Annotated in this window: 13 protein-coding genes; 5 read left to right on the top strand and 8 right to left on the bottom strand. The window is 70.2% G+C overall.

What is annotated here, in order from left to right:
* Window positions 1-54: 54 nt before the first annotated feature.
* Entirely contained in the window at window positions 55-1,221 is a 1,167-nt protein-coding gene (locus KBY19_RS01630) for an acyl-CoA dehydrogenase (protein ID WP_282106792.1), read from the bottom strand.
* A gap of 220 nt (window positions 1,222-1,441) precedes the next feature.
* On the opposite strand from KBY19_RS01630, the gene KBY19_RS01625 reads away from it, so the two are divergent.
* Window positions 1,442-2,785: a UDP-glucose/GDP-mannose dehydrogenase family protein gene (locus KBY19_RS01625; protein ID WP_099881615.1), complete on the top strand. Its 1,344-nt coding sequence runs from the start codon at window positions 1,442-1,444 to the stop codon at window positions 2,783-2,785.
* 96 nt (window positions 2,786-2,881) lie between these two features.
* Here the strand turns inward: KBY19_RS01625 and KBY19_RS01620 are convergent, their stop codons facing one another.
* Window positions 2,882-3,430 (bottom strand): CGNR zinc finger domain-containing protein, encoded by a 549-nt coding sequence (locus KBY19_RS01620; protein ID WP_210964956.1) that lies wholly within the window; start codon window positions 3,428-3,430, stop codon window positions 2,882-2,884.
* Between the two features lie 116 nt (window positions 3,431-3,546).
* Here KBY19_RS01620 and KBY19_RS01615 point away from each other — a divergent pair, with 116 nt between their 5' ends.
* Window positions 3,547-3,930: a VOC family protein gene (locus KBY19_RS01615; RefSeq protein WP_099886545.1), complete on the top strand. Its 384-nt coding sequence runs from the start codon at window positions 3,547-3,549 to the stop codon at window positions 3,928-3,930.
* A 137-nt stretch (window positions 3,931-4,067) separates the two neighbouring features.
* Here KBY19_RS01615 and KBY19_RS01610 read toward each other — a convergent pair whose 3' ends face one another.
* A complete protein-coding gene (locus KBY19_RS01610) occupies window positions 4,068-5,327 on the bottom strand; it encodes an LCP family protein (protein ID WP_185017050.1) in 1,260 nt (419 codons plus the stop codon).
* A 186-nt stretch (window positions 5,328-5,513) separates the two neighbouring features.
* Here KBY19_RS01610 and KBY19_RS01605 point away from each other — a divergent pair, with 186 nt between their 5' ends.
* On the top strand, window positions 5,514-6,053 hold the full coding sequence (locus KBY19_RS01605; RefSeq protein WP_099881609.1) for an acyl-CoA thioesterase: 540 nt from the start codon (window positions 5,514-5,516) through the stop codon (window positions 6,051-6,053).
* Between the two features lie 21 nt (window positions 6,054-6,074).
* On the opposite strand, the gene KBY19_RS01600 is transcribed toward KBY19_RS01605, so the two are convergent.
* Complete coding sequence (locus KBY19_RS01600; RefSeq protein WP_210964953.1) at window positions 6,075-7,517, bottom strand: LCP family protein; 1,443 nt, start codon at window positions 7,515-7,517, stop codon at window positions 6,075-6,077.
* 187 nt (window positions 7,518-7,704) lie between these two features.
* Between KBY19_RS01600 and KBY19_RS01595 the strand changes: the two genes are divergently transcribed.
* The gene (locus tag KBY19_RS01595; protein ID WP_099886544.1) at window positions 7,705-8,760 is read left to right on the top strand and encodes a glycosyltransferase family 2 protein; all 1,056 of its coding nucleotides are present in this window, start codon (window positions 7,705-7,707) and stop codon (window positions 8,758-8,760) included.
* A 129-nt stretch (window positions 8,761-8,889) separates the two neighbouring features.
* Here KBY19_RS01595 and KBY19_RS01590 read toward each other — a convergent pair whose 3' ends face one another.
* The 4 genes from KBY19_RS01590 to KBY19_RS01575 all read right to left on the bottom strand — a co-directional run bounded on the left by KBY19_RS01590 (window position 8,890) and on the right by KBY19_RS01575 (window position 14,805).
* Window positions 8,890-10,659 (bottom strand): LCP family protein, encoded by a 1,770-nt coding sequence (locus tag KBY19_RS01590; protein ID WP_210964952.1) that lies wholly within the window; start codon window positions 10,657-10,659, stop codon window positions 8,890-8,892.
* Window positions 10,660-10,729: 70 nt separating this feature from the next.
* A complete protein-coding gene (locus tag KBY19_RS01585; RefSeq protein ID WP_210964951.1) occupies window positions 10,730-12,553 on the bottom strand; it encodes an LCP family protein in 1,824 nt (607 codons plus the stop codon).
* A gap of 147 nt (window positions 12,554-12,700) precedes the next feature.
* The gene (locus KBY19_RS01580; RefSeq protein WP_210964950.1) at window positions 12,701-13,852 is read right to left on the bottom strand and encodes an LCP family protein; all 1,152 of its coding nucleotides are present in this window, start codon (window positions 13,850-13,852) and stop codon (window positions 12,701-12,703) included.
* Between the two features lie 197 nt (window positions 13,853-14,049).
* Complete coding sequence (locus KBY19_RS01575) at window positions 14,050-14,805, bottom strand: TIGR03089 family protein (protein ID WP_210964949.1); 756 nt, start codon at window positions 14,803-14,805, stop codon at window positions 14,050-14,052.
* A gap of 79 nt (window positions 14,806-14,884) precedes the next feature.
* Between KBY19_RS01575 and KBY19_RS01570 the strand changes: the two genes are divergently transcribed.
* The gene (locus KBY19_RS01570; protein WP_247690499.1) at window positions 14,885-16,429 is read left to right on the top strand and encodes an N-acetylmuramoyl-L-alanine amidase; all 1,545 of its coding nucleotides are present in this window, start codon (window positions 14,885-14,887) and stop codon (window positions 16,427-16,429) included.
* Window positions 16,430-16,532: the final 103 nt, after the last annotated feature.

Below are 16,532 nucleotides of genomic sequence, written 5' to 3'. Positions count from 1 at the left end.
TGGCTGAGGGCCGGCGTCCCAGGACGCCGGCCCTCGGATGCGTGCGGTGCGCCGTTACGGGAGGTTGCGCGCCATCACGATGCGCTGGACCTGGTTGGTGCCTTCGTAGATCTGGGTGATCTTCGCGTCCCGCATCATCCGCTCGACCGGGTAGTCACGGGTGTAGCCGTAGCCGCCGAGCAGCTGGACGGCGTCGGTGGTGATCTCCATGGCGGCGTCCGAGGCGTAGCACTTGGCGGCCGCGCCGAAGAAGGTCAGGTCCTCCTTCTCGTTGCCCTCGGAGACCCGCTCGGAGCGTGCGGCAGCCGCGTAGGTGAGCTGCCGGGCCGCCTCGATCTTCATGGCCATGTCGGCGAGCATGAACTGCACGCCCTGGAAGTCGCCGATGGGCTTGCCGAACTGCTTGCGCTCCTGCACATACCCCTTGGCGTAGTCCAGGGCACCCTGTGCGATGCCGAGGGCCTGCGCGGCGATGGTGATACGGGTGTGGTCCAGGGTCTGCATGGCGGTGGCGAAGCCGGTGCCCTCGGCGCCGATCATCCGGTCGGCCGGGATGCGCACGTTGTCCAGATAGACCTCGCGCGTGGGGGAGCCCTTGATGCCCAGCTTCTTCTCCGGAGCGCCGAAGGAGACGCCCTCGTCGTCCTTCTCCACCACGAACGCGGAGATGCCCTTGGTGCGCTTGTCCGGGTCGGTGACGGCCATCACCGTGTAGTAGTCGGAGACCCCGGCGTTGGTGATCCAGCGCTTGACGCCGTTGAGCACCCAGCTGTCCCCGTCACGCACGGCCTTGGTCTTCATACCGCCCGCGTCCGAACCGGCGTCCGGCTCGCTCAGGCAGTACGAGAACATCGCGTCGCCCTTGGCCAGCGGCGCCAGGTAGCGCTTCTTGAGCTCCTCGGAGGCGGAGAGGATCACCGGCAGCGACCCGAGCTTGTTGACGGCCGGGATGAGGGAGGAGGAGCCGCAGACCCGGGCGACCTCCTCGATGACGATCACGGTGGCCAGCGCGTCGGCGCCGGCGCCGCCGTACGCCTCCGGTACGTGCACCGCGTGCAGGTCGTTGGCCACCAGCGCGTCCAGCGCCTCCTGCGGGAACCGCGCCTCCTCGTCCACCTCGGCGGCGTACGGGGCGATCTTCGCCTCGGCGAGCGCGCGCACCGAGTCGCGGAGCATCTCGTGCTCCTCGGACGGCCGGTAGAGGTCGAAATCAGACGCCAAGGTGTCTCACTCCTTCGCCGAGCCCGCCAAGGCCTGGGGCTGCCGGGCTCGCTGGGGGTTGCCTGGGTGCTTGGTTGCCGAGTGGTCCGGCACTGCTAATTACCGTTAAGTAACACTGATTTTAGTGGCCGAGGGCTCCCTGGGGGTACGTGAGGTTCACGACAGGAGCGGTCCCGTTATGCTCGCGGACAGCGTTCTGCCGTCACAAGGAGCTATCCGCATGGCCTCGCCCAAGATCACCGTGATTGGCCTCGGCTACCTCGGCGCCACCCACGCGGCCGCCATGGCCGAGCTGGGCTTCGAGGTGCTGGGGCTGGACGTGGTCCCGGAGAAGATGCGCAAGCTGGAGCAGGGGCAGGCCCCCATGTTCGAGCCGGGACTGGAGGAGCTGCTGCGCGCACACGTCGCCGGCGTTGAGGGCTCCACCGGACGGCTGCGCTTCACCGACTCCTGGGAGGAGGTCGGCGCCTTCGGCGACGTCCACTTCCTGTGCGTCAACACTCCGCAGAAGCACGGTGAGTTCGCCGCCGACATGAGCTACGTCGACCGCGCCGTCGACTCCCTCGCGCCGCATCTGCACCAGCCCGCGCTCGTCGTCGGCAAGTCCACCGTCCCGGTCGGCAGCGCGGAGCGGCTCGCGGCCCGGATCGCCGAGCTGGCGCCCGCCGGGGACGAGGCCGAGCTGGCCTGGAACCCGGAGTTCCTGCGGGAGGGTTTCGCCGTCAAGGACACCCTCCACCCCGACCGCATCGTCGTCGGGGTCGGCGGGCCGCGCGGCGAAGGGCTGCTGCGCGAGGTGTACGCGCGGCCCATCGCCGAGGGCACCCCGTTCCTGGTCACCGACTTCCCGACGGCCGAACTGGTCAAGACCTCCGCCAACTCCTTCCTCGCCACCAAGATCTCCTTCATCAACGCCATGGCCGAGGTCTGCGAGGCGGCGGGCGGTGACGTGGTGAAGCTCGCCGAGGCCATCGGCCACGACGACCGCATCGGCCGCAAGTTCCTCCGGGCCGGGATCGGCTTCGGCGGCGGCTGTCTGCCCAAGGACATCCGCGCCTTCATGGCCCGCGCCGGTGAGCTGGGCGCCTCCGAGGCGCTGTCCTTCCTGCGCGAGGTGGACTCCATCAACATGCGCCGCCGTGCCCAGATGGTCGAGCTGGCGCGCGATGCGCTGGGCGGCGCGCTGCTGGGCAAGCGCATCGCCGTCCTGGGCGCCACGTTCAAGCCCGACTCCGACGACGTACGGGACTCGCCCGCGCTCAACGTCGCGGGCCAGCTGCATCTGCAGGGCGCGCAGGTGACGGTGTACGACCCGAAGGGCATGGAGAACGCGCGGGCCGTCTTCCCCACGCTGGGCTACGCGGACAGCGCCCTGGACGCCGCCCGCGGGGCCGATGTCGTGCTGCATCTGACGGAGTGGTCGGAGTTCAAGGAGCTGGACCCGGCCGGGCTCGGTGACGTCGTCGCCACCCGCCACATTCTCGACGGCCGCAACACGCTGGACCCGGCGCTGTGGCGCAAGGCCGGCTGGACGTTCCGCGCTCTGGGGCGGCCGACGCTGTGACCCCGGCCGCCCGCCCGTAGCCCCGCAGCGGGCAGCCGGGCGCCGTTCCTCCCCCGGCAGCTCTCCGCCGCCGCAGGGCCGGCACCTCCCGGTCTGCTACCGGGCGCGGCGCGCACGGTAGGTGCGCATCTTGGCGCGGCTGCCGCACACGGACATGGTGCACCAGCGGCTGCGGCCGGCCGGGCTGCGGTCGTAGTAGACCCACTGGCAGTCGTGTGTCTCGCAGGCCTTCAGGCGCTGCCAGCTGCCGTCGCCCGCCGCGATGGCGATGTGGGCGGCGAGGTGGGCCGTCAGAGCGGGCAGCCCCGTGAGGCCGGGCGCCGCCTCCAGCGCGGCCTCGCCCCCCGCCTCGATCCGCAGGGCCAGTGGCGCCGCGCCCAAGTGCCGCTCCAGCGTCTCGGCGGCTTCCGGTGACGCCGGTGCGCCGCTGGTGTGGGCCAGACAGGCGGCACGCAGCGCCTCGCGGAGCTCCCGCAGGCCTGCCAGGTCGGGTTTGCCCAGCCGGAACCGCGTCAACCCGTGGTCGCTGACGAACCGGGCCAGGCCCTCCGGGGTGGCGAGCTGGTCCTTGCCGGTCTCGATGTCCAGCGTGTTCACCAACTCCTGCACCAAAAGGAGTGGTTCCGGCGCCTGTCTGTCTCCCACCCTTGTGACGTTACCGGTATTCGGCCATCATGTGGTAACCCGGCCGTTACCACTTGGAGCCAAGTACCGGTAACGGTCGATCGATGGTCGACGGCGAGCAACCGGGAGGATTCACGATGGCCATCCCCAAGATGGGCGTAGTCGTACTGGACTGCCCCGACACCTGGCGTCTGGCGGAGTTCTACGCGCAGCTGCTGGGCTGGAAGGTGGACCCGGAAAGCGACAGCTCGTGGACGGAGGTGCTCGACGAGGACGGCCGGCGGCGGCTGGCGTTCCAGCAGGCGCCGGGGTTCGTCCCGCCGCAGTGGCCGAGCGAGGAGCACTCGCAGCAGTTCCACCTCGATTTGGACGTACCGCCGTCCCGGATCGAGGAGGCCGAACAGGAGGCACTGGCGCTGGGCGCACGCCTCCTCCAGGACGACGGGGACGGCGCCCGGGATTTCCGCGTCTATCTCGACCCGGCCGGGCACCCCTTCTGCCTCTGTCTGGTCGACCGCTGAGCCGAGCGGCAGCGGCGGGCGGAAACACCGAAGGCCGGGCCCTGTCCAGGGCCCGGCCTCGGTTCTCGCTCCGCCTCGGCTCACCGGTACGCCTCGGCGCTTGGCGCGTCGGCGGCCCGCACTGCAGCGGTCGCAGGTCAGCGGTCGGAGGTCACGGTCACCTTCTCGTCGTTGTTGAGCTGGCTGACCAACTTCTTGACCTTGGCCTTGTCCCACTGGAGGTTGCCGTTCGGGGCGTTGCCGGCGATCGGCATGTTCATGGACTTGCCCTCGCCGCCGGAGACACCCTTCATGGCCCAGAACATCGAGGCGACGTTCCACAGGCTCATGTCCTTGTCCACCTTGAGGGTGTCCAGTCCGGCGCCCATCGTCGGGTAGAGCTTGAACGGGTTGAGGACGGTGCTCGGAGTCGCGGTCTGGTTCGCCAGCGCCGAGAGGAACTTCTGCTGGTTCTTGGTGCGGTCCAGGTCGCTGCCGGGCAGCGCGTACCGGGTGCGCACGAAGGCGAGCGCCTGCCGGCCGTCGAGGGTCTGCTTGCCCTTCTGCAGATCGGCTCCGGACTTCTCGTCCTTGATGTCGCGCGGGATGTCCATCTCGACGCCGCCGACCGAATCCACGATCTTCGCGAAGCCGCCGAAGCCGATCTCAGCGTAGTGGTCGATCTTCAGCCCGGTGTTGTGCTCGACCGTACGGACGAGCAGCTCGGGCCCGTCCTCGGCATAGGTGGCGTTGATCTTCGTCTGGCGGCCCTGCGCGGGGTAGTGCTTGCCGGACTCGGAGCCGGTGTAGGACGGAACCTCGACGTTCGAGTCGCGCGGCAGCGAGATCATGGTGTTCCCGTTGCTGCCCACGTGCAGAATCATGATCGAGTCGGTGCGGCCCTCGTCCGTGGGCCCGCCGGTGTGGAGCTCCTTCTTCTCCTCGTCGCTCATGCCCTCGCGGCTGTCCGAGCCGACGATGAGGTAGTTGGTGCCGTCCCCGGCCTCGGGGCGGTCCTCGACGATGCTGAGGTCCACCTCCCGGCGCAGCTTGGAGTCGGCCCAGAAGTAGGTGCCGATCGACCAGGCCAGCACCACGACGACCAGCGTGATCAGTGTCCACTTGGTACGGCGGCGCCAGTCCGGCCGTGGCCGGCCGCCGTAGTCGCCGCGGTCGCCGCCCCGGCCGCCTCCGTAGACCTGGCCCTCGTTGTAGCCGGAGTCGTAGCCGTCGTGCGGCCGTCCGTGGCCCGCGTCGTATCCGGGGCCCCCGCCGTAGCCGGGCCCCTGGCCCGGGCCCCGGCTCTGCGGAGGGACGCCCGGGGCCGATGTGTGGGGCATGACACGTGTGGGGTCGGGACGGGACGCGCCGCTGCCACGACCTTCCCGGCCCCGCGAGCTATCGGGCCACTGATTCATGCCCCGCAGTGTGCCTGCCCCGGAGGGGAGGAACACAGGGCGGGTACCACTTCGGGGTCAGGCTGTAGCAGTTCTGATGCAAATTGCCGCGGTCTGCGGGGCTTCCCGAGGCGGCGCGGGGCGGGGGCGGGGCGGCCCGACCTCGGCGGCGCACGGGGCCCGGAGCCGTCCGCTTATGGTGGTGTCATGTCTGATCAGGGCCCTCGGCCGGCAGGGGACGACCTTCCCGGAAAGCCGACATCGGCGTCTCGCACGACGCTGTCGCACATCATGACGGCGGCCGACACCAACCTCCTCGGTACCGTCCACGGTGGCGTGATCATGAAGCTGGTGGACGACGCGGCCGGGGCGGTCGCCGGCCGTCACTCGTCGGGGCCCGCGGTAACGGCGTCCATGGACGAGATGGCGTTCCTCTCACCGGTCCGCGTCGGCGATCTCGTCCACGTCCACGCGCAGTGCAACTGGACGGGCCGCACCTCCATGGAGGTGGGCGTACGCGTCATGGCCGAGCGCTGGAACGAGTCGACCCCCGCACAGCAGGTCGGATCGGCCTATCTGGTCTTCGCCGCGGTCGACGAGGAGGGCAAGCCGCGCTCGGTGCCGCCGGTGCTCCCGGAGACCGAGCGGGACCACCGGCGGTTCCAGGAGGCGCAGATCAGGCGTACGCATCGGCTCGCCCGGCGCCGGGCCATCAGGGAGCTACGCGAACAGCGTCCCGCCCAGTAGCACCCGCACCCGGGCGGACGGCTACTCGCAGTCCGCCTCGTCCCCCCGCATGGGTGCCTCGCCCGGGGAGCTGTCCACCTCCGGGGGCTCGACCCGGCGCACCCGTTGGTCCGGGTCACCGATCGTCACCTTCATCCGTGCGCCCCGGCGCTCGGCCTTCACCAGTTCGGCTCCGGGAAGCGCTGCGGCCAAAGAGCGGGCGGAACGGTTCCAGCGGGGGTCGTAGGTGATGGTCGTCCGGGGGCGGTCGGCGCGCGGAGCGTTGGTGGCGACCCCGGCGGTGGCGAAGCCGGTGCCGCGCAGCTGCCGGTCGATCCGCGCACCGAGCCCTTGGCGGCCCGTGGCATTGGCCACCTCCACCCTGATGTTGCGCGGGGCGACCTCGACCTGCGGGGGACCGCCCCGCTTCGGCTCGGTCGGCCCGGACAGCGGACGGTCCTCGCGCAGCGCCGCGAACAGCTTGGCCGCCTTGCGCTCGTCCCATGTGACGGTCGAGCCCAGGCCGGGCACCCGATGATCGGTGTCGGCCAGCGGTACGGAGGCGAACTCCGAGGACGCCGGGCTGAAGCCGCGCATCGCCTGGCCGAGGGCCATCATCTGCTCGGTGCCGAATCCCTGGTCGGCGCGCACCGACTCCAGCAGAGTGGCTGCCACCTTGTTGAAGCGCACCGGGTTCATCAGCACCCCGGTGTCGGTGGCCCGCGACATCACCGAGGCGAGGAAGTGCTGCTGCCGCTTCATCCGGCTCAGGTCCGAGCCGCCGTCCAGGTGCCGCGCCCGGACGTACTGCAGTGCCTGTCCGCCGTTCAGCTTGGTGGTGCCCTTGGGCAGGTCGAGACCCGAGTAGCTGTCCTTGAGCGGCTTGGTCGTACAGACCGGCACGCCACCCAGCACGTCCACGGTGCTCATGAAGCTGGTGAAATCGACCTCCAGGTAGTGGTCGACATGGACGCGCGTGAGCTTCTCCACGGTCCGCACGGTCAAGGGGGCGCCGCCCGCCGTGTAGGCGGCGTTCAGCTTGGCGGGGCGCTCGGCCACCCGCTTGCCGGTGGTGCGGTCCTTGTGCGGCGGCAGTTTTGTGTACGTGTCGCGCGGAAGGCTGACGACCGTGGCGCGCTCCCGGTCGCCGGAGAGGTGGACCAGCAGCATCGTGTCCGTGCAGTCGCAGGCCGAGCCGCCCAGGTTGTAGCGCTCCTTCTGGGTGGCCGAGAGCCCGTCTCTGCGGTCGGTGCCGACGACGAGGAAGTTGACGCCGTTGTCGTCCTTGGGGCGGCTGTCGGTGTCCAGTCCGTCGAACGGGTCGACCCTGCGCACGTCCGAACTCAGTCCTGTCACCATCGCGTGCCCGACGCCACCGGCGGCCAGCAGCAGCACGGAGGTGCCCGTGGCGATCCGCAGGCCCCAGCGCGGGCCCTGACGGCGTCGGCGTGGGCCGTCGTGGGGGGAGGAGGCGCGTCGAGGCAAGAGTGGCCGCCTTCCGCAGAGACGAACAGAGAAAGTACTTAGGGTGACAATACGGTGACTTGAAGTTCCCACACTGTATGCCGGTACGATCTCCGGATCGCGCGTACACGCCGTCCCGTCCCGGGACCGGCCCCAGGAGGGGCGCGGGCGTACGGACCGTTCGCCCGATCGCGGTAACGTGAGCGCCGTGACTCGCGAGAACCGACGTCCTTCCCCGGACTCCCCCCCGGACGCAGCCCAGCCTCCCGTCTCCGTGATCATGCCGGTCCTCAACGAGGAACGGCATCTGCGCAGCTCCGTGCGGCACATCCTGCAGCAGCGCTACGACGGCGAGCTGGAGGTGGTCATCGCGCTGGGGCCCTCCACGGACCGTACGGACGAGATCGCCGCCGAGCTGGTCGCCGAGGACCCCCGCGTGCACACGGTGCCCAACCCCACCGGCCGTACCCCGGCCGGGCTGAACGCCGCGATCAAGGCGTCCCGGCATCCGGTGGTGGTGCGTGTCGACGGGCACGGGATGCTCTCCGCCGACTACATCGCCACGGCCGTGCGGCTCCTGGAGGAGACCGGCGCCGCCAATGTCGGCGGCATCATGCACGCCGAGGGTGAGAACGCCTGGGAGCACGCCGTCGCGGCGGCGATGACCTCGAAGATCGGTGTGGGCAACGCCGCCTTCCACACCGGCGGCACCGCCGGCGAGGCCGAGACGGTCTATCTGGGGGTCTTCCGCCGCGAGGTGCTGGAGCAGCAGGGCGGCTACAACGAGGAGTTCATCCGCGCCCAGGACTGGGAGCTGAACTTCCGCATCCGCGAGGCGGGCGGGCTGATCTGGTTCTCGCCCGAGCTGCGGGTCTCCTACCGGCCCCGGCCCAGCGTGCGCGCGCTGGCCAAGCAGTACCGCAACTACGGCCGCTGGCGGCACGTCGTGGCCCGCTACCACGCCGGGTCCATCAATCTGCGCTATCTGGCTCCTCCGGCCGCCGTGTGCGCCATCGCGGCCGGCCTGGTGGTGGGCGTCGCCGTCACCCCGTGGGGGCTGGTGGTGCCCGGCGGCTATCTGGCGGCCATCGTCGCCGGCTCGCTGCCCGCGGGCCGGGGGCTGTCGCTGAAGGCCCGCGCCCAGATCCCCGTCGCGCTCGCCACCATGCACATGTCGTGGGGGTGGGGTTTCCTGACCAGCCCGAAGAAGCTGGCCCGCAAGGTCATCGCGAGCCGGCGGGCGCCGGTGCCGGCTACGCAGTAGCGGCAGCCGGAGCTCACCGGCGGCGGACGAACATATGTAAGGGGCGCCCTCTCGGAAGGGCGCCCCTTACGCGTTCAACTGCGTCCTACGCGTTCGGCTGCGCCACCCGCCCCGGGCGGCGTCAGCGCCTCACCACGTGTAGTTCGGGTTGACGTCCATGCACGCCTTCTTGTTGTCGCCGCGCAGCGCGTCCGCGCTGTCCGGCGCCTTCTGGTCGTCCTTCTTGCCGTCCGCACCGCTGTCGCCCTCGGGGTAGGCCGACCCCTCCCGCCAGTCGGCCCCGATGATGAGGGTGACCCGCTGCACGCCCGCGGAGTGCTTGACCAGCCGCTCCGGGATACCGAGCGCCTTGGCGACGGCCAGCGCGTCACCGCGCTGCTCCTCACGCGGATAGCTGATGGTGGTGTCGGCGCGCGACTGGGGCGTCTGGTCGGCGGTGGCCTGGCGGAACCCCTTGTTGGCCAGTGCGCCCGCGATGACGCTCGCCCGACCGGTGACCGGCCGCTGGAGCGCGGTGCCGGTTCCGTTCATCACGCTGATCGGGATCTCGGCCTTCGGCTGCGACGGCTCGGTGGGTTGCGCCGACTTGCTGGCCTCGGCCTTCTTCTTGTCCTTGCCGTCGAGCGCCACGTCGTTGCGCACCAGGGAGAAGACCTTGTCCGCGTCGCCCTCCTTGGGCACCACATAGCTGCCGCCGGGACCGTACTCCCACGGCATGGTGGCCATGGTGATGCGCTTGGTCGGCACCTGCTTGAGATCGTTGCCCAGGTCGTAGAGCTTCTTGACCGAGCCGATGCCCTTGTCGACGGTGAGCGCCTTGGTGGCGGCCTCCGCCAGATCGCGCAGCTTGCCAGGGTCGGTCAGCTTGGTGCCGGCCTTGAGCTGGCGCACCATCGCGTTCATGTACATGTGCTGCGCCTTGGCACGCCCTATGTCCGTACCGTCGCCGAAGCCGTGCCGGGTGCGCAGCCAGCTGAGGGCCTGCTCGCCCTTGATGACGGAGGTGCCCTTCTTCAGCTTCAGCTTCGACTTCGGGTCGTGCACGTTCTCCTTGACGCAGACCGGGACACCGCCGACCGCGTCGGCCATGGAGACCACGCCCGAGAAGTCGATCATCATGAAGTGATCGATCGGGATGCCGCTCATCTCTTCCCAGGTGGCCACGGTGCACCCGGGGCCGCCGTGCTGCAGGCTGGTGTTGATCTTGTCGGTGGTCGCCGGATAGACCTTCCCGTCGTCCGGGTCGGTGCACTTGGGGATCGTCGTCCTGGTGTCCCGCGGTACGGAGATGACCGACATGTTGCTGCGGTCGGCGGAGACGTGCAGCAGCATCTGCACGTCCGCCAGGGGCGGCCGGTCGCGGTCGGCGCGGGAGCCGCCGAGCCGTACGTTCTCCTCGGAGGCGCGTGAGTCGGAGCCCAGCAGCAGGATGTTCATCGGCCGCTGTCCGGCGGCGTTGGGGTCGGAACGGTGGAGCTTGTTGTCCCCGAGGTTCAGTTCGTCCTTGTCGAGGTTGCTGTTGAGGTGCTGGTAGTAGAGGTAGCCCGCTCCCGCCGTGCCGAGTATGAGCACCGCGAGGACGACCGCGGACCAGCGCAGCGCGCGTTTGCCCCGGCTCGGCCGCTTGGCACGGCTCACCGCTGCCCCGCCTCCGCCGGCCCGGCCGGCTCTGTTTCCCGCCCCGCTTGTCTTCTCGCTCCCGCGCTGTCCGCGGCGGCCCCGGCCGCCCTCGGCGCCGGGCGCGTCCGGGGGTGCGGACGCCGCACCGGAAGCGCTCTCGGGGCTCGGGTCCCGCTCTGCCGGGTGGGCCCCGTACAGGCTTTCGTCCCAGCCGCGGTCGGCGGCGGTGGGGGCGCCGCGCTGCGCCTCCCTGCCGCCGCCGGTGTCGTTCTGCCGCACGGGACCTCCCCGAGATGTTCAGGTTGTGCTGCCCCCGGGCGCCTGGCGGGACGTACCGGAGGGGTAGAAGTCACTTCGCACACACGTTCTTGTCGTTGGCGCGGACCTTGTCGACCCCGGAAGGCGCCTTGTCGGGAGCGCCCGGTGACTTGCCCGGCTCGGAGAAGTCCTTGCCGAGCGTCAGCGTCATGCTCGATCCCGAGTCCTCGGATTTCTTCAGCGCCGAGGCCGGAAGCTTGAGCATGTCCGCCAGCCTGGCCGCCTCACCCTCCTGCGACGGGGGGAACTCGAGCCGGGTCTTGGACAGCTGCTGCGCCGCGTTGCCGCCGGACGCCGCCTGTCCCACGCCCCTGTTGAGCAGCCAGTCCGCCGTCGTCGCCGCCGCACCCGAGGGGCCGCCGCCGTTCAGGATGGAGACGTTCACCTCGGACGCCGGAGCCTTCTTCGCCTTCGGCTTGTCGGCCTTCTTCTTCTTGTTCTTCCCGGTCAGCGACTTGTCCTCGCGGACCATCTCGAACAGCGGCTCGGCCTTCTGGCGGTTGAGCACCACCGTGGCCGGGTCGTTCGGGTTGTCGACGACCGGGACCGTGGCGAAGGTGATGTTCTTGATGCTCACGCGCTTGAGGTCGTTCGCCAGGTCCATCAGCTTCTTGACGCTGCCGATCCCGGTGTCCACCGTCAGCGCCTTGGTCGCGGCGTTGCTCAGCTTGAACAGCTTGGAGGGGCTGGTCAGCGTGCCGCTGGACTTCATCTTGCGGATCATCGAGCTGAGGAACTGCTGCTGCAGCTTGATCCGGTCCAGGTCGCTGCCGAAGCCGACCGCGTGCCGGGTCCGTACGAACGCGAGGGCCTGCTCGCCCTTGACGACGTGCTTGCCCGCCTTCAGCTTCAGATGCGACTTGGGGTCGTTTATCGGCTTGCGTGTGCAGACCTCGACCCCGCCGATCGCCGTGGACAGCTCCTTGACGGCGTTGAAGTCCGCCATCATGAAGTGGTGGATCTGCACACCGGTCAGCTTCTCGACGGTGTCCCAGGTGCACTTCGGGTTCCGGTCCGCCTGGCCGAGGCTGGTGTTGAAGCGCACTCCCTGCTCCGCCGGGATGATCTTCTTCTCGCCGTTCTCCAGCGTGGTCTCGCACCGGGGGATGTCGGTGATCATGTCGCGCGGGATGGAGAGCACGGTGGCGTTGGAGCGGTCCTCGGAGACGTGGAAGAGGAGCGTGGTGTCCGCGTGGCCGACACTGCCCTTGTCCCCGTAGCCGGTGTTCCCCTTGCCGGAGCGGGCGTCGGTGCCGATGACCAGGATGTTGACCGGGCCGTCGGTGACGGCGGGGTTGTTCTCCCCCACGTCGATCTTGTTGATGTTGCCGTTGAGCTTCTGGTAGAGGACGGTGCCGGCGATGCAGCCCCCCACCAGGACGAAACCGACGACGCCGCCGCCGATGCGCAGCGCCTTCTGCTTGCCCGAGAGCTGCCGTTTGGCCTTTCTGCGCCCCCGACCGCCGCTGCCTCTGCCCGGTCCCTCCGCCGAGCCGGACCGCTCGGAGGCGCGGGCCCGCCGCTGGGTGGGGAGCTTGGCGTCGGCGCGCCGGGCCGAGCGTGAGCCGGGGCGGTCGGCCCGCTCACTCGCGCCTTCACCGGTACGGGAGCGCACACGATCTCCGGTACGCCCCCCGGAACGCTCACCGGCGCCGGGCTCGGCAGGTGTGGAAGTGCGCTCATCGGGGGAGGAACTTCTCTGGCGCGGGGCGGAGGTGCGGCGGGAGCCGTACCGACTCTGCGAGTCGTCGGCGACGGGATTCAGTCGCAGTTCGTAGCTGCCGGTGTTCGGGTTGAACACCCACTGATCCGCGGGATCGACATCTCCCGCGTGCCCACGGCCTTGCGCGTCCACGATTGCGTAAGTCCTCCATAGAACCGGCTGCTGATGCCGCCCCGGGGCCGACCGGAACGCTCACACTATCCGGCAGGTTCTGCGGCTAGCGACGCTGGTGACAAATTCGGTGCACCCAGAAACGGTCAATTCGCCTCATTCCCAGCGTCATTCGTTCGCGCAGATGTCCACGTCTGCCGTTGTCCCGCGGTACGCCCCGTCCGGCTTCTCCTTTCCGTCGTTCTTCTCCGCGTTCTTGTCCCCGACGCGTACCGGGCGGTCCTCGCGCAGCTTCGTGAAGAGCTCGTCGGCGGCGGGCTGCACCAACTCGTCCCGATTGATGTCCAGTCTGTACGACTGCCGGGGCACCGTGAGAAATCGGATGTGCTCTTCGGGGATATCCCGCACGCTCCGCACCAGTTCGTACAGTTCGGAGAGGGAATCAAGACCGGAATCAGCGGTCAATGACGAGGTCGCGGCGTCCAGCACCGGATACGCCCGGGTGGGATTCAGCAGTACGCCGTTGCTGCGCACCTTCTTCACCAGAGATCCCAGGAATCGTTGCTGGCGCTCGATGCGCTGCGTATCGCTGCCGTTGCCCAGACCGTGCCGGGCGCGGACGTATCCGAGGGCGTCCTCGCCGTTCAGCGTCTGCCGTCCGGCGGGCAGGTCGAGCTTCGCCTCCCGGTCGTGCACCGGCTCCGCCAGACAGACCTCCACCCCGTCCACCGCGTCCACCAGCTTCTTGAAACCCTGGAAGTCCACGACCAGATGGTGATCCACGCGGATGTCGGTCATCTTCTCCACCGTGCGGATCGCACACGCCGCGCCACCGGTCTGGAACGCCCAGTTGAACTGCGCGAACTGCGCCTGGCGGGACGAACCGTCCGGCCGCCGGCAGTCGGGGATGTCCACCATCAGGTCACGCGGTATCGACACCCCCGTCGCGCTGCGCCCGTCGGCCGCTATGTGCAGCAGGATCGCCGTGTCCGAGCGCTGGCTGCCCTCGTCGCGGCCGTAGGCGCCGTTGCCGTCGCCGCGGTTGTCCGAGCCCAGTACGAGAATGTTGCGTGCCTTGCCCGCCGCCCGCACCGGAGTGGGGCGCTCCTTCTCGTACGGCGCCAGCGCCTGGGCGGTGTCCGAGTCGGTTCGGATGTTCCCGTCCAGCTTCCGGTAGAGGGACCAGCCGGTGGCTGCCACGGCCAGCACGAGGACCGAGGCCCCCAGGGCGCCCCAGCGCAGCCAGTGGCGCCTACGGGGGCGTACGGAAGCCGAACTGGACGCGCCGGGGTCGGCTTCGGTGGTACCCGCTTCGGTCACGGCTGTTCATCCCTCGGGTGACGACGCCGGCGCACATGGAGTACAGGGCGTACACACGTACGGGTGCGCCGGTCATGAAGACAGACGCCCGAACCACTCGCAAGGTTGTACGGACCATCCGACTCACGCCGCGCACCGCCCTCCGCCGACCCGCGACGCGGGCCATCCGCAGGCCTGGATCGCGCTCCTCGCGCTCCTCAGCCGGCAGTGTGCGTGACCCGCTCGTTCTCCTTGCGCTGGTCGAGCGAGGCGGTATCCAGGCGCTCCAGCCGCGGCGCGAGCACCACTGAACCGCCTCCCGCCAGCGGCGCCAGCAGCCCTGCGCTGACACCCTCCCAGCCGTCGTACGGCAGTGCGGACAACAGCCGCCCACCGGGCCCCAGTCCGCGCGCGGCGGCGTCCGCCCGCGCCCGCTCCACCACCTGCGTACCCGTCAGCTCACTGCCGTCGGGAAGCGCCAGCGCGGGCGCGTCCGGGTCGACGGGGACATACGGTGCGAACTGGTCGCCCTGGCCCGGAACCTCCACCGCGTAGTCCACAAAACCCTCCGGCGGCTGCGGGAAGCGCCCGCCCATCGGGCGCAGGCTGAGCGCCACCCGGTCACCGGAGCAGCCCCGGGCCGCCTCCAGCGTGTCCGGTCCGCTCACCACCAGATCGGCGCCCGAGGCGTCCCCGCCCAGATCGGCGACGACACCCACGGAGGAGCAGGCCAGCAGCCAGACGGCCGTCTGCCAGTGCGCCGGCAGCAGCAGCGCGAGCCGGTCACCGGGCTCGGCCGAGAGCTCGTCCTGGAGGAGGTTCGCGGTCTTGGCCACCCAGTTGGCGAACGTCGCGACCGAGAGTTCGACGCGTTCGCCCGTGGCGTCGTCGTAGTAGGTCACAAGGGGACGTGACGGGTCGTCGGACAGGGCGGTCCGCAGCAGGTCGGCGGGGGTGCGGTCTGAGTCGTTCATCCGCGCAAGCGTACGCCGGACGCCCAGCTGGCGGTGCGTCAATAGACAGGAATAATCACATATGCCCATGATCATGGGTATGCGTGCCAATCTTGCTCAATCGATCGGCGTCGCGAGTGCGGCGGCCCTGCTGCTGCCGCTCGCTCCCCTCGCCACGGCAGCCGCGCTGTCCCCCTCCGCCCCAACCTCCCCGTCATCGCCGTCCTCGCGGTCCGCCGCCTCCTCCCCGGACGAGATCCCGGGCCACACCCAGTCGCTCTCCTTCGGTGACACTGCAGCGGAGCCACCCGGCACCCGCGCCCCGGGCGAAGCGCGAACCTCGGTGCGGCTGGCCGCCCGTACGGTGCGTCCGTACTCGCTGCTCGGCGTCGTCTGGGACAGCGCCGACCAACCGCTCCCCGGGCGCGTGGAAGTCCGCACGCGTGACGCGGACACCGGCCGCTGGTCGGAGTGGCGGCAGTTGGACGTCCATCCCAGCGGCGCGGGGCGCACCGGAGAGGGCGCAGGGGCGCGCGGTGCGACGGCCCCGCTGTGGGTCGGTGCCTCCGACGGCGTCGAGGCCCGCGTCCTGCTGGAGCGGACGGATGCCGACCCGGCACTGCCGAAGGGGCTCCGTCTGGAACTGGTCGACCCGGGGCCGGGCGGGGCCGCATCGGGCGAGGCCACCGACCCCTCGCAGTCGCCCGACGCGGCAGAGCCGGCAAAGCCCGCGGAGCCGACCCGGCCCTCCGGCACCGACAAGGCCCCCGGCACCGACAAGGCCCCCGATCCGGGCCAGGCACCCAACCCGGACAAGGCGCCCGGGACCGGCGCCGGGCCCGACACGGGCACCGAGACAGGACCCGGAACGGACCCGGGAACCGGAACGGATACAAGACCCGGAGCGGACCCGGGAACCGGCGCGGGGACGGATGCCGGAGCCGAAGCCGGGGGTGCGGGCGGTCAGGCCGAGGCCGGCGCCGCCGTACTGCCCGCGCTCTCCAAGGAGGCGACCCGGAAGCAGTATCCGACCGCCGAGTCGTTCGTCGGCCCCCGCCCGCGCATCGTCACCCGCAAGGGCTGGGGTGCGGACGAGAAGCTCCGCGAGTCCGGTCACGCCTACACCAAGAGGGTGAAGGCCGCCTTCGTGCACCACACCGCGATGACGAACCAGTACAAGTGCGGCCAGGCGCCCTCGATCATTCGTGCGATGTACCGCTACCACGTCAAGAGCAGCAAGTGGCGGGACATCGGCTACAACTTCCTCGTCGACAAGTGCGGCACCATCTACGAAGGCCGGGCCGGTGGCGTGGCCAAGCCCGTGATGGGGGCACACACCTACGGCTTCAACACCAACACCACGGGCATCGCCGTCCTCGGCTCCTACGGCAAGACGGAGCCCTCCAAGCGCGCCGTCGACGCCATCGCCCGGCTCACCAGTTGGAAGCTGGGCCTGTTCGGCGTGGACCCGGCCGGCAAGACCTGGCTGAAGTCCGGCGGCGGAAAGTTCAAGAAGGGCCGGAAGATCAGATTCCATACGGTCTCCGGGCACAAGGACGGGTATGTCACCGAGTGTCCCGGCGCCCGCCTCTACGGCAAGCTCGGCGAGATCCGCACCGCTGCGGCCCGGCTGCAGGGCCGCTGACCGCCGGGTCGCCGACCGCCGGTGAACCGTCCGGCCGCCGAAGGCGTCTGCCGGGGACGGGCGCACAGGGCCGACCACGCGTCCGCAGGTGTCTGCATACACT

Source organism: Streptomyces sp. B15, from assembly GCF_018070605.1.
Classification (GTDB): domain Bacteria; phylum Actinomycetota; class Actinomycetes; order Streptomycetales; family Streptomycetaceae; genus Streptomyces; species Streptomyces smyrnaeus.
Note: the sequence above shows the minus strand (reverse complement) of the source record. Positions and strands in the feature narration are given on the sequence as shown.